Source organism: Sphingobacterium sp. UBA2610 (assembly GCF_002339225.1).
In the GTDB taxonomy this organism is placed as follows: Bacteria; Bacteroidota; Bacteroidia; order Sphingobacteriales; family Sphingobacteriaceae; genus Sphingobacterium; species Sphingobacterium multivorum.
The window spans coordinates 29,769-49,245 of record NZ_DDKA01000018.1; the positions used below are offsets into that span (position 1 = coordinate 29,769).

14 protein-coding genes are annotated in these 19,477 nt (G+C 40.2%); 10 read left to right on the forward strand and 4 right to left on the reverse strand.

The annotated features are described in order from the left end of the window. Window positions 1-66: 66 nt before the first annotated feature. Window positions 67-2,418: a BamA/TamA family outer membrane protein gene (locus B4Z47_RS12530; protein WP_286727381.1), complete on the reverse strand. Its 2,352-nt coding sequence runs from the start codon at window positions 2,416-2,418 to the stop codon at window positions 67-69. Window positions 2,419-2,426: 8 nt separating this feature from the next. Between B4Z47_RS12530 and B4Z47_RS12535 the strand changes: the two genes are divergently transcribed. Further along, the gene (locus B4Z47_RS12535) at window positions 2,427-3,176 is read left to right on the forward strand and encodes a TrmH family RNA methyltransferase (RefSeq protein ID WP_070567214.1); all 750 of its coding nucleotides are present in this window, start codon (window positions 2,427-2,429) and stop codon (window positions 3,174-3,176) included. A gap of 25 nt (window positions 3,177-3,201) precedes the next feature. On the opposite strand, the gene B4Z47_RS12540 is transcribed toward B4Z47_RS12535, so the two are convergent. Beyond that, window positions 3,202-3,582 (reverse strand): VOC family protein, encoded by a 381-nt coding sequence (locus tag B4Z47_RS12540; RefSeq protein WP_112374217.1) that lies wholly within the window; start codon window positions 3,580-3,582, stop codon window positions 3,202-3,204. Window positions 3,583-3,803: 221 nt separating this feature from the next. Here B4Z47_RS12540 and B4Z47_RS12545 point away from each other — a divergent pair, with 221 nt between their 5' ends. The 5 genes from B4Z47_RS12545 to B4Z47_RS12565 all read left to right on the forward strand — a co-directional run bounded on the left by B4Z47_RS12545 (window position 3,804) and on the right by B4Z47_RS12565 (window position 10,130). After that, complete coding sequence (locus tag B4Z47_RS12545) at window positions 3,804-4,979, forward strand: MFS transporter (RefSeq protein WP_070567216.1); 1,176 nt, start codon at window positions 3,804-3,806, stop codon at window positions 4,977-4,979. A 108-nt stretch (window positions 4,980-5,087) separates the two neighbouring features. Then, window positions 5,088-6,002: a hypothetical protein gene (locus tag B4Z47_RS12550; RefSeq protein ID WP_286727382.1), complete on the forward strand. Its 915-nt coding sequence runs from the start codon at window positions 5,088-5,090 to the stop codon at window positions 6,000-6,002. Then, a complete protein-coding gene (locus B4Z47_RS12555) occupies window positions 5,999-6,676 on the forward strand; it encodes an ATP-binding cassette domain-containing protein (protein WP_286727383.1) in 678 nt (225 codons plus the stop codon). Before B4Z47_RS12550 ends, B4Z47_RS12555 begins: the two co-directional genes overlap by 4 nt. A 26-nt stretch (window positions 6,677-6,702) precedes the next feature. Continuing rightward, the gene (locus tag B4Z47_RS12560; protein WP_286727384.1) at window positions 6,703-7,251 is read left to right on the forward strand and encodes a GNAT family N-acetyltransferase; all 549 of its coding nucleotides are present in this window, start codon (window positions 6,703-6,705) and stop codon (window positions 7,249-7,251) included. Window positions 7,252-7,394: 143 nt separating this feature from the next. Further along, window positions 7,395-10,130, forward strand: coding sequence for a DNA gyrase/topoisomerase IV subunit A (locus tag B4Z47_RS12565; RefSeq protein WP_115047656.1), 2,736 nt, complete (start codon window positions 7,395-7,397; stop codon window positions 10,128-10,130). A 96-nt stretch (window positions 10,131-10,226) separates the two neighbouring features. Here B4Z47_RS12565 and msrA read toward each other — a convergent pair whose 3' ends face one another. Beyond that, window positions 10,227-10,742, reverse strand: a complete 516-nt coding sequence (msrA, locus tag B4Z47_RS12570; RefSeq protein WP_286709853.1) for a peptide-methionine (S)-S-oxide reductase MsrA — start codon at window positions 10,740-10,742, stop codon at window positions 10,227-10,229. 151 nt (window positions 10,743-10,893) lie between these two features. After that, complete coding sequence (locus B4Z47_RS12575; RefSeq protein ID WP_070567228.1) at window positions 10,894-11,925, reverse strand: N(4)-(beta-N-acetylglucosaminyl)-L-asparaginase; 1,032 nt, start codon at window positions 11,923-11,925, stop codon at window positions 10,894-10,896. Window positions 11,926-12,345: 420 nt separating this feature from the next. Between B4Z47_RS12575 and B4Z47_RS12580 the strand changes: the two genes are divergently transcribed. The 4 genes from B4Z47_RS12580 (at window position 12,346) to B4Z47_RS12595 (ending at window position 19,451) form a co-directional block, all read left to right on the forward strand. After that, on the forward strand, window positions 12,346-13,572 hold the full coding sequence (locus tag B4Z47_RS12580) for an NlpC/P60 family protein (protein ID WP_286709854.1): 1,227 nt from the start codon (window positions 12,346-12,348) through the stop codon (window positions 13,570-13,572). An 8-nt stretch (window positions 13,573-13,580) separates the two neighbouring features. Beyond that, window positions 13,581-14,636, forward strand: a complete 1,056-nt coding sequence (locus B4Z47_RS12585) for a dipeptide epimerase (protein ID WP_083296002.1) — start codon at window positions 13,581-13,583, stop codon at window positions 14,634-14,636. A 122-nt stretch (window positions 14,637-14,758) separates the two neighbouring features. Next, window positions 14,759-17,965: a SusC/RagA family TonB-linked outer membrane protein gene (locus B4Z47_RS12590; protein ID WP_286727385.1), complete on the forward strand. Its 3,207-nt coding sequence runs from the start codon at window positions 14,759-14,761 to the stop codon at window positions 17,963-17,965. Between the two features lie 16 nt (window positions 17,966-17,981). Beyond that, the gene (locus B4Z47_RS12595) at window positions 17,982-19,451 is read left to right on the forward strand and encodes a RagB/SusD family nutrient uptake outer membrane protein (RefSeq protein WP_286727386.1); all 1,470 of its coding nucleotides are present in this window, start codon (window positions 17,982-17,984) and stop codon (window positions 19,449-19,451) included. The last annotated feature ends 26 nt before the right edge of the window (window positions 19,452-19,477 follow it).

Genomic DNA, 19,477 nt, shown 5'->3' on the forward strand with positions numbered 1-19,477 from the left:
AGCGGTTTGTCTGAATGTCCCATCAACTGGTGGGATCAACGTAAATCATAACGAAACAGTTAGACATTAGAACGGCATACCGATTCCAAAATTGTATTGAATAAAATTGTACCTGTCGGGCCTATGGGTTTCATAATATTGGGCCTTAAATTCTTTGGAATCAAAGAAATGCTTGATAACCCATTGATCAGCACCTGAGAATTGCGGATCTTTTAGTTTAAGCCCGGCATCTAAGCGAATGACAAAATAGTCCGAATCGAAACGAAGTCCGAAGCCGGTACCAATGGCGACCTGCCCAAGAAATTTATTGAATTTAAACTCCCCCCCCGGATTTAGTTCTTCATCCTTCTTCAGTCGCCAAACATTTCCTATATCCAAAAATGTTGCTCCATTCATCTTTGCGCCCAGGAAGTTATTGAGTAACCTGAATCGATATTCGGCATTTGCTTCCAGTTTAATCTCCCCCAGTTGATCCAAATTACGCAGGTTTAAACGCAAATCCTCACTAAGACTCTGCCGGTTATAGGCACCTGGCCCCAAGGTACGTGCCTGCCATGCGCGTATGCCATTCATCCCGCCGCTATAAAAGCTCTTTTCAAAAATCAACAGTTTAGAGTTATTACCATAAGGAATCGCTATCCCCGAATTAAAACGGAAGACAAACTGCCTATTTCCACCGAGATTTCGGTATAAACGATAATCGAATTCTGTCTTGGCGTATTGAAGAAAGGGCACACCGAATATTTTTTTCTCACCATCGGCATTCTTAGGCAATTTTGCCAAGGAGCTAATAAGATCCAATACGTTTCCACTCACGTCCAATGTTCCTCTGAAATATTGAAAGTCCTCCTTGCTATTCAATTTTTTACCATTCAGGATAAAGGTATATTGTGTCCCTAAACCAAAATACTGACGGTCGTTGCTACGTACATACAGCTGATAACCTTCCTGTACAAGCTTGTTCCGAAAATTGGAATCCAAGCGTCCATCCCGATACTCCAACACAATAGGCGTAAAACTATTGTACTTATTTTCTGTTTCATACCATGAGTAATTCAGCGACGTGATGAAATAGCGGTTTGAATAGGTTTTATCTTGATCGAACAACTGCAATGTCATCGAGTAGGTCGTTTTGGGCAAACCAAACTTTCCACCTGGATTAATATGAAAGGGAACCATTAGACGAGGAATGACCAAATTTACGCCCGCTTGAAAATCGTTATTGAATATTTTGCTGGAAAGCCCACCTGCGAGGCGCGGATCAAACAATACACCATAACGTAATTTCACTTCCAATTGCTCCGAACCACCAAAGATATTACGTTGAGAGAATGTATTTCCAATATTAAATCCGCTCATACCCGAACTAAAGGTATACTCGCCCTCTATCTGGTTTCCCATCCGCGGTCTTGGAACGAAATCATAGTGCACATCGAGTTTATTGGAATCTTTTTTGACAAACTGCATCTTGACAGAACGAAAACCATTCATCTCATACAATCGGTCATATGACTTATTTTCCTCCCGCAAGGAATAGTACTGACCTGAGCGTAGATACATATAGCGTTCCAAAGGTTTCCACCTGAAACTATTTGTTTCATCAACAAATAAAAGACGTTTTGCAGAATCTAGGATACGACGTGGCTCCTTCTTCGACATTGTTCCATAATTCCTTATCGTCATATAAACACTGTCTATTTGATACTTTTTATGTATCGTAGAGTCAGATGGATTTTCGACATTAATTTTCAAGTCGATCAAAGGTCCATCGATAGTTGAATCTACCCCAGCACGCATATATTGCCTTACATAATCGTAATACCCATTGTTACGCATCGAAATATAAAGTTTCTCCCGCTCATCGAGCAACTTTGCGGCATCGTACTGGGTATTGGATTTTACAGCAGTTTTGGGGAGTACCTCCCGTTCAAATATTGCCTTAATATCTTCATCCTCAAATTTTCGATCTATATTTCTAACTTGATATGGGACACCTTCATCCACTTTAAAATCGATATGTGCTCGCTTTTTGGAAACTGAAATTGTTGGTTCGACCTTAGCTTTGAAATAACCTTTTGAAAATAGAAAGCGTCGGATTTGATTGGCGGATAAATCGACCATTGCCGAATCCAACAAATGAGGTGGTTCGCCAACATTCCGAATTTTCTTGGTTTTATAACGCCCGTTTTTAGTATTGAACGTATTGTAAATAAATAGATTTACCCTTGAATTAGGTCTTATTTGATTGGAAATATACGTTTCGGATGATTCTTTCAATGCAGGGGTGACACCAGAAATCTGTACTTTTGTAACCAGAGCTTGGTCATCGTCAAGATATTTTGAAGAACGGCATGATGCAAAAAATAACACTAAAAGCGTTATACTTGCAAATCCGATAAAACGAGGATACTTAATCATCAATAAAAATGTTGTCAAAAGCGCAAATCAGTCTAATAACGTCTCTACAAAATAAAAAGTATAGAAAACAACACGGCCTGTTTATCGTTGAGGGTATAAAATCCGTGATGGAATTTATTTCATCAAGCTATGAGGTTGAGTCTATTTTCTACACGGGCGACGCAAACACAAAAGTGGGTAAAATCTCGCATAATATAAAATCCTATGAACTAACGGATACTGAATTCCAAAAGATTAGTACACTGAAATCGCCACAAGGTATCCTCGCTTTGGTCAAACTTCCTTTACAGCAGAAAATTGTACCAAGTAATTTAAAAAACAAGTTTAGCCTTGTACTCGATGATGTGCAGGATCCAGGCAATCTGGGTACAATTATCCGCACGGCGGAGTGGTTTGGAATCGAACATATTATCTGTTCCATTGGAACTGTAGACGCCTACAACCCTAAAGTAGTGCAAGCAACCATGGGCTCACTGGCTAGACTGCAAATCCACTATACTGATTTAACGGATTTTATTCCGGCTACTGGATTAAAAGTGTATGGCGCCCTACTTAATGGTCAATCCATTTATCAGACTGTGTGGGCTAATGAGGGGCTAATTGTTATGGGGAACGAGGGAAATGGCATCAGTGATGAAATAATAGCGTTGATCGATCAAGCTATCACTATTCCGCGCATAGGCCAAGCCGAATCACTCAACGTAGCCGTTGCAACGACCATCTTCTGCAGCGAAATAGTCCGGCAACAGTTGATCTAGTAAGCTATATGATCTGAATTGCCGCTTATAACTTTTGATGTAGCCCGATCCTATTTCCTTCAGAATCTTCAATCTCCGCAACAGCAAATCCCAGATCGGCATGAAAAGTGGCGGGATATAGCTCTTTTCCACCCAAGCTCATGGCCCTTTCCAACGTAGTAGATATGTTTTCTACATGTAAATAAAGGAGTACTCCCTCGCGTGTAGGTTTATAAATTTCGCCTTTCGCCAGGGCGCCAGTAATCCCAGATAAGGTTTCTTGAAATGGAAAGTAAGCCATGTGGTTATCGTCAAAATCTTCCTGTTCAAAGGTAAAATTGAATAACTGGCTATAAAACGCGATTGCGCGATTCAAATCCGATACCGGAATTTCAAAATAAACACCAGGATTTCTAAGTTCTTGCATGTTCTAAATAAAGGGTCTTCCCAAAAATAATCTTTTTTTAGGCACTAACGTCCTCGCCTTCGTATTTTCTATCTTATATAAAGAATTCTATTATTTTTCCACCAAAAGAAACCGCATAATCGTTCCAAAAACTGTACATTTGCTCCATTCCCTAGAAGGATGGATAATCGCCACAATCCATTATTCTTTTTTGAATACTCACACACGATAAAAATAGCGCCATGCCAGCTGAACAGAAATCCATCTATACGCTTCAATTTATTTTACTTTGCTTAAGCTCACTCCTATTTTCTTCTAGCTTCAATATGATCATCCCCGAACTACCCAATTATCTGAGCAGTTTGGGCGGAGCAGAATACAAAGGGTTGATCATAGCGCTGTTTACATTGACTGCCGGAATTTCGCGGCCTTTTAGTGGTAAATTGACCGATCGCTGGGGACGTGTACCAGTCATGGCCATTGGATCCATTGTCTGTTTCATCTGTGGTTTTCTTTATCCCATTTTAACATCAGTCGCGGGCTTTCTATTCTTACGATTGATACATGGTTTTTCCACTGGTTTTAAACCTACCTCAACTTCTGCTTATGTCGCCGATCTGGTTCCACAAAAAAGATGGGGTGAGGCGCTTGGGATGCATGGATTGGCCTTTAGCGTCGGTACAGCTGTCGGCCCAGCAATTGGCAGCGCTATTTTCGAGGCCTTTGGTATCAATGTGATGTTTTATTGCTCTTCTTTCATGGCACTTCTCTCCATCCTTATCGTCATTAACATGAAGGAAACACTGGCGAAAAAAGAGAAATTCAATCTCTCCATGCTCAAAATAAACCGAAAAGATATCATTGAATGGCGTGCACTACCTGCGGGAATCGTCACGTTTTTATCTTACACCGCTTATGGAGTCATTTTAACCCTAATTCCCGACTGGAGTGAATACCTTGGACTCAAAAATAAAGGGCTATTTTTCCTAGCCTTCACCATTGCGTCAGTATTGATACGTTTTGTTTCCGGCAAAGTTTCGGACCGTTATGGAAGACCTAAGGTTATTGTTGTCGGAATAGTTATTATCGCGATTGCACTCGTTGCTATTGGCATTGGAAATAGTTTCATTGGCATGATGATCGGCGCAAGCATCTATGGTGTAGGCACGGGTATACTCTCCCCTGCTGTGAATGCCTGGACGATTGACCTTAGTTTACCCGAACATCGCGGCAAGGCGGTTGCAACCATGTATATCTCCCTTGAAGCCGGAATAGGACTTGGCGCACTGCTTGCTGGATTGTACTATAGTGATGTTATCCTACGAATTCCAGTCATTATGTATGCCAATGCAGTAGTTTTGCTACTTGCTCTGACCTATATGCTGAGCTGGCAGAAAAGACACAGGGCCGTAAAATAAAGAAATTCAAGCGTCAAAACGACCAACAATCGATCGTTGCAAGGCCGAAATAAAAATAAGGGAACAGTCCCTTGTTTTTAACTTCGATTTTTTACTTTTGATCGTATCATGGTTAGCAATTATTTAAAGCTTCAATATACTTTACTGTCTCGGCATATTCGCGCTACAGGACTGCCGGTTTGGCTCGCCTTTCTCCTGTTGTTTGGATTATGTTATTTTGCTTATTATGCATTGGTTCAATATCCGCTTTTTGGTTGTTATGCCCTACTGCTTGGCAATTTCCAAGCACTGTTTCTGCTCACAGAAAAAAACAGAAATGACTTTCTCAAAAATACATACAGTAAATACGATTTCCACAAAATCAGAATATTGGAAAATGGCTTGTTAACGCTGCCGTCCTTCATCATTCTTTTCCTCCACAACCAATGGGGCTATGCAGTGTTATTAGCTATTTTGGCTATTATCTTTGCATTTTTGACATTTAAGGCTTTCGGAAAATCTATTCCGACACCTTTCGCAAAAAAACCTTTTGAATTTATCATCGGATTCCGACGGAGCTACCTGCTCTTGCTTGTATTGTATCTCTTGGCCGGAATCGGCTTTTATGTGGCCAATTCCAATCTTGTTTTATTTTGTGTGGTTTGCATTGCGCTCGCCTGTGTTTTCTATTATCAATTACCGGAACCTATTTTTTACCTTTGGAATAACCATTATACACCAACAGTCTTTCTGATGCGAAAGTTTAAAAGAGGAATTTTACAATGTCTACTCTTGGTACTGCCCCTTCTTTTTCTGTATGTTATAATCTTTCCATCGGATTTATTTAATGTCTGTATTGTATTGGGCGGAATATTACTTTTGCTTCCTTTTGCAATCATCTTAAAATACGTCGCTTATCCACGGGAGATCAATTTCCCCGAAGGTTTTGCATTGGCACTTTGTTTTAGCTTTTACCCCTTGATCCTTGCGCTATTGCCCTTTTATTATATCAAAGCAATCAACAATCTAAAAAACCACTTATGATCGAGCTTACGAATATCAGCAAGTCCTTTGGACGGCATCAAGTGCTCCACGAGATTACTTACACTTTTGAAAGCGGAAAAGTATATGGTATCGTCGGTGAAAATGGCGCCGGAAAGACAACGCTGTTTCGATGTATTGCTGGACTGGAAACCGCCTCGGGAAGTATAAAATCTGATTTGGCGCCGCTCAAAAACAATTTAGGTTACCTGACCTCCGATCCATATTTCCTCTCTAAGCTCACAGGTGAAGAGTATATTTATCTGCTGACAGATGCGCGTGGTAAACAGATCAAAAACCTCAGTGAAAGAAATATTTTCGAGTTGCCCTTAAAAGAGTATGCGAGCGACTATTCCACGGGTATGAAAAAAAAACTAGCCCTGACAGCTACTTTACTTCAGGACAATAATTATTATATCCTTGACGAACCTTTTAATGGCATTGATCTACAAAGCAGCATTATTCTTACGGAGATTATATTACGCTTAAAAGCGATGGGTAAAACGATCCTAATTTCGTCGCATATCTTTTCCACACTAAAAGATACCTGCGATGAAATCTTGGTACTCGAAAATGGCAGAATCAGTAAATCTGTTAACAAAGAACTGTTCGGAGACTTTGAGGAGGAAATGAAAGACAAAATACTACAAAAAGATATCGACAAATTGTGGCTTTAGCATGCCTAACACTTGAGATAAACAATATGGAAAAACACTTACCTATACTGGAAACTGAACGTTTAATTATCCGTCCAATAGAGATGGATGATGCCGCTTATTTTTTCGCGATGGATTCACAGCCGGAGGTTCATACCTTTCTGAATAAGGAGCCTGTTCAATCCATTGAAGAAATGAAAAAAGCCATCGCGCCTATTCAACAACAATATGAAAAATACGGTATAGGCCGTCTAGGGGTCGTTGAGAAATCAAGCAATCAATGGATAGGCTGGACGGGATTTAAATATATTGATGAATTGGAGAACGGACGTATCGGTTTTTTAGACCTTGGTTACCGTTTCAGAACGGAATCTTGGGGAAAAGGCTATGCGACAGAAGCTGCACAAGCCTGCATGCAATATTATAGAGAACAGCTGATCCATTTTGAAGTACATGCCATCACACATACGGGAAATCTGGGTTCAAGACATGTCTTGGAAAAAGTAGGATTTCAGGTGACTGAAGAATTTCATTTCGATCTATGGGATATTCCCTGTTATTGGTATGATTTGGCCACTGACAACGAAACAAGCTAATTATATTAGTTTTAAAAACTAATTTTTTTAACTTTTCATAGTTTCGCTGGGATAAAACAAAATGGTTTTGTATTTTTACACGTTCGAATAAAATACTATTTCGAACATTTCTGTATTGTACAATTTAATCTATTGCTGAGTAAATGAGTGACGAAACGAACTTCCCAACGGAAGATAATCAAGAAGAACTGGGATCAGGAAAAACAGAGAGCGGAAGTCAGACGATACCTTTATCAGGACTATACGAAAACTGGTTTTTGGACTATGCATCCTATGTTATCTTGGACAGAGCCGTACCACATATCAATGACGGTTTGAAACCCGTACAACGTCGTATCCTCCATTCCTTAAAGGAAATGGATGATGGAAGATATAATAAAGCTGCCAACGTCATTGGTAACACGATGAAATATCACCCACATGGTGATGCTTCTATCGGTGATGCCATGGTACAATTGGGACAAAAAGATCTCTTGATTGACTGTCAAGGTAACTGGGGTTTCCCAATTACGGGTGACTCTGCTGCTGCTCCACGGTACATCGAGGGAAGATTATCCAAATTTGCAAATGACGTTGTCTTCAATCCCGAAACGACTGAGTGGCAATTAAGTTACGATGGACGGAATCGCGAACCTGTCACCCTTCCTGTAAAATTCCCGTTATTATTGGCTCAAGGTGCCGAAGGGATTGCTGTTGGTTTAGCGACCAAGATTATGCCCCACAATTTCATTGAGCTAATTGACGGATCAATTCAGGTATTACACGGTGAACGTCCGAATATCTTCCCAGACTTCCCTACGGGTGGTATGGCCGACGTTTCAAATTATAATGAGGGGCAACGTGGTGGTAAAATCCGTGTACGTGCAAAAATTGAAGAACGCGACAAAAAGACGCTCGCAATTACAGAAATTCCATTTGGAACGACAACCGGCGGTCTGATTGAAAGCGTGGTTACCGCAAACGATAAGGGAAAAATTAAGATCAAAAAAATCGAGGATAATACAGCGGGAAATGTAGAGATCATTGTACATTTGGCTCCTGGAATTTCTCCCGATGTAACGATCGATGCATTATATGCCTTTACCGCCTGTGAAGTCTCTATCTCTCCTAACACCTGTGTTATCAAGGATGAGAAACCTCACTTTATGAGTGTCAACGACATTCTGACTGAAAACACAATAAACACCAAAAATTTATTGAAACGAGAATTGGAGATTCGTTTAAACGATCTTCAAGAAAAAATCTTCTTCAGTAGTTTATTAAAAATATTTATTCAAGAGGGGATGTACAAGCATCCGGATTATGAAAATGCAGGTGACTTTGAGGTTGTTGTGCAAGTTCTGAATCGCTTATTTGAGCCTTTCTTCGATCAATTTTACCGCGAGATTCGTCCAGAAGATTACAAAAAATTGATCGATAAACCAATGAGTAGCATTACACGTTTCGACGTTAAAAAAGCGGACGAAATGATGAAAACACTCGAAAATGAGATCAAAGAAGTCAAGCGTCATCTACGTCAATTGACGGAATATGCCATTGCATGGTTTGAGAAATTGCGTGATAAATATAGTAAAGACCGCGAGCGTAAAACTGAACTGCGGGTATTCGACAAAGTAGAAGCGACCCAAGTTGCGCTAGCAAATACCAAACTATATGTCAATCGCGAAGAAGGATTTATTGGTTCGGGAATGAAGAAAGATGAGTTTGTATGCGACTGTTCGGATATCGACGATATTATTGTATTCCGCGAAGATGGCAAATATGTTGTCAGTAAAATTCAGGATAAAGTATTTGTTGGAAAAGGAATTATCCACGTTGCTGTTTTCAAAAAAGGTGATGAACGGACAATCTATAACGCCATCTATAAAGAAGGTGAAACTGGAACCAGTTTTATCAAACGTTTCTCGGTAGTAGGAGTTACGCGAGATAAGGAATATGATGTGTCCAAGGGATCCAAGGGCTCAAAAATCCTGTATTTCACAGCCAATCCCAATGGTGAAGCGGAAGTCGTTAATATACAGCTTAAGCCGCACACAAAATTGCGTAAGTTGAATTTTGACATGGACTTTGCCGAGATTGCAATCAAGGGCCGTGCTTCACAAGGAAACATTGTATCAAAATATCCTGTCAAAAAAATCAGCTTTAAAAGCTCTGGAGTCTCCACACTAGCAGGACGAAAAATATGGTACGATACCATCATGAAACGTCTAAACGCAGATGAGCGTGGACAATACCTTGGCGAGTTTGACGGCGACGACAAGATATTAGTAGTCCTTTCGGATGGTAGCTACGAATTAGCAAACTTTGATCTAAGCAACCACTTCGACGAGAAAATGATCCGGATCGAAAAATATTATCCAGACCATATCTATACAGTCGTGCATAAGGACGGCAAGAGCGGAACGTACTTTGTCAAACGTTTTAAATTTGACGATCAGCCTATTGGAAAACGTATTTCCTTTATCAATGAAGATGCAGGATCCAAACTGATCCTGATGAGTAATGCAGCTGAACCGATGGTCAAATTGGAGATTTTAAAAGGCAAATCCCAAACGGAAGAAACCCTTGATCAACCTTTGACTGAAATTATTGACGTAAAAGGAATAAAAGCGCAAGGAAACCGCCTATCTTTCCATACCGTAAAATCGGTTACACTATTGACAGCGGATGAAGATTTAAGTCAAAAAAGTAAAGAAAAGGCAGCCGAATCAAGTACTGATACCACAGAACCAACAGTTGATAGTACGACGACAGAAGTTGACAGTTCCGTGAACGAAAAAGAGGTCGAGTCAACCGAAAAAAATGACGACATCAAATTGGAGATCACCAATCCAAATGATATTCAAATCGATGATAAAGGACAGATGGAAATGTTCTAACTCATATTAAATACACAAAAAAAGCTCGAATAAATATTCGAGCTTTTTTTTGGGATACAACACCTTAAATATTGTCTTTTTAAAAATATTGTCTTTTTAAGCTTTAAATTCTTTTAGGAATTTTTGAAGTTTTGGAGCAATGACTACTGAACAAAATGGATTTTCAGGATGATCATTGAAATAATTATGATGATAATCTTCTGCCAACCAAAATGTAGACGCAGGTTCTACCGCTGTGACAATAGGGTCCTCGTAAACATCCTCATTTTCCAATTCATCGATAAAATTCTGTGCTAAGATCTCTTGTTCTTCATTATGATAAAAAACAACTGATCGATACTGCGTACCCACATCGTTACCTTGACGGTTTAATGTCGTCGGGTTATGGGTCTTAAAGAAGATTTTCAAGAGATCTTCATAATTCACCAGCTCGTCGTCATATTCTAGCTCGACAACCTCAACATGATCAGTTGTCCCCGTACAGACCTGCTCATAAGTCGGCTTATCTACATGTCCCCCCATATAACCAGGTAATACCGATGTTACCCCTTCAGTGTTTTGGAAAATAACTTCTGTACACCAAAAACATCCTCCTCCAAATGTTGCTTTCATACTTTTATAACCTTGCGTATTTTACTCTCACTTTTATAAACCTATAGCCGATGCATCAGCTGCGGCTATAGGTTTAAACAAATATAATGATTAATCGGCAATGATATACCTTGCTTTCATCGCTCCTCGAACCCGTAAGCCCCTATTTTTACTATTTATAGTAGTGCTTTCCTTTAATCAATAAATCTTGTTGTTTACTGTCACAAACCGCATAGGAAAAACCTTGTTGTAGCGCATAGGCACCATATTCCCCTTTTTTATTAATTGCTAAGAATCCAACTTGGATTTCCTTTGCAATTGCAGGCTTCTTCTTAACGATACGCATAACAGCTTCCTTACAGGCATCTTCGGGAGAATAACCCTGACGCATCAATTCGACTACCAAAAAACTACCTACATTTCGGATAACTTCTTCACCAACTCCGGTCGAAGTAGCACCCCCAACTTCATTATCGACATAAAGTCCGGCTCCAATAATAGGGCTATCTCCTACCCGACCATGCATCTTGAAAGCCATACCACTCGTGGTGCAGGCTCCAGAAATATTTCCATTGGCATCCAACGCCAACATACCGATCGTATCGTGGTTGTATTGATTTCCCGGCAAACGTTCTGCGGCAAAAGATTGGTTTTCAATATTGGCTACAGGTTTGTATTTTTTCTCTTTCAACCATTCCTTCCAGGCCTTTTCACCTTCCGGGGTCAGTAGATTTTCTTCCTTAAAACCATTTTCTAACGCAAATTGCAATGCGCCTTCGCCTACTAGCATGACATGGGGTGTTTTTTCCATAACCAGCCGTGCTACAGATATTGGATGTCCAATTTTTTCCATTCCGGCAACAGCACCGCAGTTACCATCCGCATCCATGATACAAGCATCAAGTGTGACGTGACCGTCGCGATCTGGATAACCACCTTTACCAACTGTCATATTTTTGAGATCAGCCTCGGGTACACGTACGCCTTGTTCAACGGCATCCAATGCCTTACCACCTTTCGACAATATTTCCCAAGCGGCTTTATTTGCTGCGATCCCAAAGTCCCAAGTTGAAATTACAATAGGGTATTTTTTAACACTGCCTTTTGCTGCAATCGTCAATCCTTTCGCATCAAATGCGGTTAATGTCCCCATTGTCGTCGCAGCAATCAAACCTTGCCGAATAAAATCACGTCTTGAACTCATTTCCTTATTACTATTTTATAAAACTATCGCTATTTATTAATCCGGCAAAAAACAATCATTAAAACTGCTTTCAGTCTACCGAATACAAGAAATTTTCATCATTGACTGTACAAGAGCATCACTTTCTTTTCTAGCATATTACACTATCTTGCATCAGATCTCCCCCAAACCTACTTCGTCAATATCCGCTGTAAAATGTTATGCTACATTTTTACAGCTTCGCCGTAAACGGAAGAAGAATGTTGCCGTCACAATCAATAAGCAATATTACAAAATGGTTTTAGCAAATAGATGATTTAATTAAAATTAAACCTAAAAATTCGTTTTTTAGCAACATAACATCAAAATCACTTAAAAATCGACAATAAAAATTGACTTATATTATGAATTAATCCTATCTTTAGAAACAAACTAATTCGCATGAAAAACACTCTTAAATTCGCTATTTTAGCTTATGCAAGCCTTATAGGGGTTGAAAGCAGTCAGGCGCAGCAGCTAGATTCCACGACTTATTTCACGATCAAAGAGTTGCAAGAAAACGTAAAACGTGAATTTGCTCCCGATAAAAGAACCAAGATCGTGGCCATCCAGAAAGCGGATATAGCACAGAACCAATATGTGCTCGAAACAACTGAAAAAAATGCTAAATTCGTTTTAGAGCAAAAGGCAAAAGATATATCAGCCAATATTCAAGTACAGCTCTTGCCCGATGCAAGTGTAGGCGAAAAAACGACTGGAGTAATCAGACTCTCCGTCGCAAATATGCGCACATTTCCAGATAATGCTGCCGAGCTGACTAGCCAGGTTTTATTAGGAACGCAAGTTGACCTTCTTCAAAAAAAGAGCGGTGACTACCGTGTCCGTACACCCGACGGCTATATCGCATGGGTTCCTAGTTCGTCTATTGAAGCCATGGACAAAACCATGCTGGCCAATTGGCGACAAGCGGAAAAAGTGATTTATACAGCTGAATTTGGAAAATCATATTCTGAACCCAATGAAAAAAGCCAGCGGGTATCTGATCTCGTTTATGGTGACATCCTTCAATTGAAAGGACAGAAAGGCAATTTTTATGAAATTGCCTATCCGGATGGACGTTTAGGTTATATTAAAAAATCAGAAAGTCTAACCTTAAAAAATTGGTTTGAAACACGCCAACCTACGGCGGAAAATATTATTGCCAGTGCAAAAACAATGTTGGGTCTACCCTATTTATGGGGTGGGACATCAGTAAAAGGCGTAGATTGCAGCGGTTTTACTAAAACAAGTTTCTTTATGAACGGCTTCGTAATTCCGCGAGATGCATCGCAACAAGTACTTGCAGGTGAAAAAATCGACATTTTAGATCAAGAAGGGCATTTCGACCCTGAGAAAGCACTTAAAAATCTGAAACCGGCAGACTTATTATTCTTTGCGGCAGGCAAAAATAGCAATCCTAATGCGCGTGTAACACACGTTGCACTCTATATCGGCAATGGAACCTTTATTCATGCTGCAGGCTTGGTACGGATCAACAGCATGCTAAAGGATGCAGCTAACTATGATGATTTTCAAACCCGAACTGTGGTTGCTGCACGCCGTTACCTCGGAGTTCACGATAGCGCAATACAGAAAGTCGTTGAAAACAATTACTACAACAATAAATAAACATAGCGATGAGCAATCAATCTGAATGGATTAGTAAAGATTTTGGGGCCTTTAAATTAAGGTTTCGGCCTTACACGCTAACTTTGCGCCATGTCTTTACAGTAGCTTCCTTTAGCCGAAGCACAACACCGGTTGTATTGACCGAATTAGAGTATGATGGCGTTATCGGTTATGGCGAAGCGAGTATGCCACCCTATCTTGGCGAGTCGCAAGATAGCGTGATTTCGTTTTTGAATCAAATTGATCTCACAGGTTTTAACTCACCTTTTCAAACCGAAGAGATTCTGCATTATATTGATCAGCTTGCTTCGAAAAACACGGCTGCAAAAGCGTCCATTGATATTGCCCTACATGATATCCTTGGTAAAATTATGAACCAGCCCTATTATAAAATCTGGGGGTTAAATCCTGACCTTATCCCACCGACGTCCTACACCATCGGAATCGATACAGAAGAAATGATCCGCCAAAAAGTTGCCGAGGCTGATCAGTTTAAAATTTTAAAGGTGAAGCTGGGGCTCGACACCGACAAAATGATTATTGATACCATCCGTCAGGTTACGGATCGACCATTATGCGCCGATGTGAACCAGGGTTGGAAAACACGTGAAGAAGCCTTGGAGATGGCGCATTGGCTTGCAGAAAGAAATGTTTCTTTCTTAGAACAGCCTATGCCTAAAGAGCAGATCGATGATAATGCTTGGTTGACAGAACATAGCCCAATTCCCACAATCGCCGACGAAGGATGCCAACGATTGGTCGATGTGCCGGGTTTAAAGGGGGTTTATTCGGGTATTAACATTAAACTGATGAAATGCACGGGCATGCGCGAAGCGAAGCGAATGGCAGAACTTGCTCGTTCTTTGGAAATGAAAGTTATGATCGGCTGTATGACAGAAACTTCTTGCGCCATCAGTGCAGCGGCACAACTTGCACCATTAACAGACTGGGCAGATCTAGACGGTGCTTTATTAATTGCAAATGATATATACGACGGCATGACCGTGGTAAATGGCAATTGCCTTCTCCCCGACCGTCCGGGAATTGGAATTGTAAGAAAATAACCCTATATTCAGTGCAATGTTTTTTTCTTAAAGAAAAGATTGCACTGAATTGCTATCGCAAGTTTGACCAACACTCGACAGCACCAAAATATTAACAACTAAATTAATCAATTCACACTTTTATGAAACAACATGTGCTCACAACGTTGTGTCTCATAGCCTGTAGTTCGATGCAGTCTTTATATGCACAACAGATCCAAATTGCTGGTAAAATAACAGACAGCAACGGAAAACCAATTAGCGGAGTTACGATTAATGTAAAAGGCGCTAATCAAGGGACATCCACAAACGAAAATGGCCTGTTTACCCTAAACGCAAACGCCAATGCAACATTGAGTATATCTGCCGTAGGTTATAGCTCACAAGAAGTACAGGTCAATGGCCGCAAAACTATCGGTATTTCACTTAACAGTGATGAAAAAGCTTTGGACGAAGTCATTGTCATTGCTTATGGAACGGCTAAAAAAAGCACCTATACCGGTTCGGCGGCACAAATAAAATCAGATGCTATTGATAAACAACCTGTCACCTCTTTTGAAAAAGCACTTACCGGTCGTGTCGCGGGTCTACAAATGTCAAATGGATCGGGGCAAGCGGGGGCTACTTCGGCGATTCGTATTCGAGGCATAGGCTCCATGAACGCATCGAATGAGCCATTATATGTTATTGACGGTGTTCCAGTTATTTCGGGAAGTGTCGGACAAATGGGAGATTACATTGTTAATACAAACAACGTCATGAGCACATTAAATCCGAGTGATATAGAATCAATCTCTGTGCTTAAGGACGCCGCTGCCTCTTCTCTTTATGGATCCCGAGCCGCAAATGGCGTCATCATCATCACCACCAAAAGGGGTAAAAATGGAGATCCAAAGATCAATGTCAAGTCTTCTATTGGCATTAGCCCTTCCTGGGCAACAAAAAATAATGAACCTGCTTCCGTACAGGATCAAATCAACATGCTTTATAGCGTTTTATATGATTCTAGAATAGCAGCTGGTCAAACCGCTGAACAGGCGAATAAAAATACTTTATTCCGCTTAAATTCCTTGGACTGGAATCCAAATTCGGCAAATTATGGTAAGCCAACTTCTTCTTATGGTTTTGGTATTCATGGTTATCAATTTAGTACGGATGGGACCACCCAATGGGAGAACGTACATATTTCAGGAAAAACTGATGGTGTCGTGAATAGAGATGGTCAATATTATGACTGGAACAATGCTTTATTCAGAACGGGAATATTCAACAGTAACGATATTTCGGTAAGTGGAGCAACTGAAAAAACCAATTATTATGCTTCCTTAGGCTATACGCAGGACAAAAGTAGGGTGATCGAGAATAATTTTGACAGAATTAATGGGCGGATTAATTTGACGCAAACAATTGGAAAATATCTTGAATTTGGATCAAATGTCAACTACGCCAACAACAAGCTTATTGGAATGAATGACACCCGAAATACAGGAACAAATTACCTGTATCAAACCAGTAATTTATTATGGCAGATGTATTGGCCAACGGATTATAAAACTGGTAAGGAATATACGGCTCGCTACGGTAGTCTTGCATACAATCCTTTATACTATAATAAAGAATGGGAAAACTCTTCGAAAACGAGCAAATTATCAGCTATAGAATCTCTATCATTGAAGTTATTGCCTGAACTTACCTTGAAGACTATTTTCTCCTATGACAGAACAGAGGTCAAAGATCATATTTACTATAGTGCGAAACATTATAACGGAATGGCAGATAATGGCCGTGTTACCGAGGTTTCTACGTCCATTGAGAAATTGGTATCATCCACAACCGCCAATTACAACAAAAGCTTCGGCTTACATCATATCGGGTTGTTAGCAGGCTTCGAGGCTGAAAAAAATACAACGGATTTTATCCGTGCCACGGGGAAAGATCTACCATCCTCTTCCCTTCATACGGTCGCCACTGCAGGTATATTGGATGCATCGGCTTATTCTTGGGGCAATAATATGATGTCTGTACTATCGCGGGCCGAGTACAATTATGATGAACGCTATTTTGCATCAGCATCCTTTAGAAGGGACGGTTCATCACGCTTAGCACCAGGTCCTCGTTGGGGTAATTTTTGGTCTTTAGCCGGCTCCTGGAATCTGGCAAAAGAATCTTTTATTAAAGGGATTGAGGAAATCAACAACCTCAGAATCAAAGGTTCATATGGCGTAAATGGAACATTACCTACCGACCTTTTTGCCTGGAGAAATCTGACAAGCTATTCCAACAAATACATGACGCAGCCAGGAGGTGGTCTAAATAATCTAGGCAATCCGGACGTCGCTTGGGAGAAAAATTACTCCACAAACGTCGCATTAGAATTTGGCCTGTTCCGCAACAAACTATTTGGTACTATTGAATATTTTAACAGAGACTCGAAGGACCTACTACAGAACGTTCCAATCTCCACAATAACTGGTTTCGGCTCCATACTGCGAAATGTTGGTGAAATGAACAATAAAGGGATCGAGATTGAATTAGGTTCAGATATCGTTAAAAACGAAAATTGGAAATGGACATTAAGCGCAAATGCCGCAATCATCGGATCCAAAATTACAAAATTATATGGTGGACGGGATATCGTTTGGTTCGATCCCACAGGGGGAGACGATAGAGCCCGATTTATTTACCGTGAAGGAGAGTCATCCTTATCATTCTTTGGCTTGGAATGGGCAGGTACCGATCAAACCAATGGCAAAAATGTCTGGTATACAAATGATGGCACTAATGGCGACTTTATATTTAATGGAAAGGCGGCAAGTTATGACTACAAAAAAGCGAAACAAACCATCATCGGAAATGCAAATCCTAAGTTATACGGAGGTATAAACTCTGATGTTGACTATAAAAACTTTTCACTAGGATTTAATTTCGCTTATAAAATAGGCGGTAAACTTTATGACGCTACATCCAAAGATGTTGCCGACGATGGCTATTATTGGGAGCGAATTCATGCGGCTTATTTTACGGAAAACAGCTGGTCACCATCAAATACCGGAGGATCTTACCCAATGGTAACGGGAAGAGATCTGGAAGATGTTAACCAAATCAGTAGCAGGCAGCTATTTGACGCATCCTATCTTAGATTAAAAAACATTTCGTTGAGCTATAGATTACCAAATGAGTTTTTAAAGCGGGCCGGCATTTCCAATGCAAGAGTATTTTTCAATGGAAGCAATTTGTTGACTGTTTCGAAATATAAGTATATGGATCCGGAAGTCAACCAGTTTGGTACGCGCGGTTGGGAAACACCATTGGCAAAAACATACACTTTTGGTGTCGAATTTAGTTTTTAATAAAAAAAACAGTATTATGAAAAAGCTTTTTATTGCCTCGTGCATAACAATATCATTAGCAATCAGCTCTTGTAGCAACTTTCTGGATGTCACACCGACTAATATGGGTGACTCTAATTCCTCTATCCAAACTGCTGCCGACGCAAAAGTTATCATCAATGGGTTAATGAGTAAAATGGCAAACGTCGCCTACTACGGACGAAATTTCCCACTCTATGCTGATGCTAAAGGAGGAGACTTTACGATAGCATCTCAGGGTCGCGGTTATGATTATCTTTATGTTTTTAATCATTCAGCCTCTTCTAATCCTTACTCAGGTATCTGGAAACAAGGATTTCATGCACTTGTGCAGATTAATAATCTTTTGACGAATATCGATAAACTAGTCGCTGCCGGTTCAACCGAAAATTTTAATACCTACAAAGGACAAGCATTGACCGCAAGAGCCCTCATCAATTTTGATCTTGTGAGGCTATATGGAAAACCCTACAATATGGATAAATCTTCCCTTGGTATTCCTAATGTGACAAAAGTCCTCGAATATAGTACGCAGGAAAAACGCATTTCTGTCGAAGAAAACTACAAACAAATTGTACAGGATCTAAAGGATGCGGAAAACATTTTGCCAAAATCTAAATCGGATGGATATTTTAACTTTTTCGCCAATAAAGCACTGCAAGCTCGTGTGTATCTCTATATGAATGATTATGATAATTCGTTAAAATCAGCGCAGGAGGTCATAGACTCCAAAGTCTACACATTGTATAGCAATGAAAATTGGGTAAAATCCTGGACAGGTATGTTTGGAACTGAATCTATTCTAGAATTGGGTGTTTATCCGAATGAAGCTGATGCAGGGACTAGTTCACTGGGTGCGATGTTCCGCAGAAAAGGACATGGCAGTACAGCCATATTGGGAAACTTTATAGCCGCAGATCCATTCTTGGCCAAACTTAAGAAAGACGAGACAGATGTCAGATGGGGTGTTATGGCGTATGATGAAGTCGGCACCACCCATTTAGGAGCGGTTTATAAATATAGCGGTAGCACCACGCTTGCCGGTGATAAAAATTCAACAGCAAATAGTACCGCTGTCAATATTAAGGTCATCCGTTTGTCCGAAGTATATCTTATCGCTGCTGAAGCTGCTCTACTAAAATCATCTCCTGACAAGGTCCTTGCAGCAAATTACCTGAATGCAATACGCCAACGTTCTCCAAAATTAGATGTCGCGACCTCAGGCACGATTACTTTAGATATGATTGCCGATGAGAGAAGCAAAGAGCTCCTTGGAGAAGGTCATCGCTTCTTTGATATGATGCGCTGGAACAAATCGATAACTTTTGATGATGATTTAGGAAATATAAGCACAACAAATAGACAAAAAACGATCGATAGAACCTTCTTTAAAACCATTCTTCCTATTTCACTGGATGAGATGAATGCAAACCCAGCTATAGCAAATCAACAGAATACCGGCTACTAGTAGTCTCAAAAAAGAAAAAAGGTCAC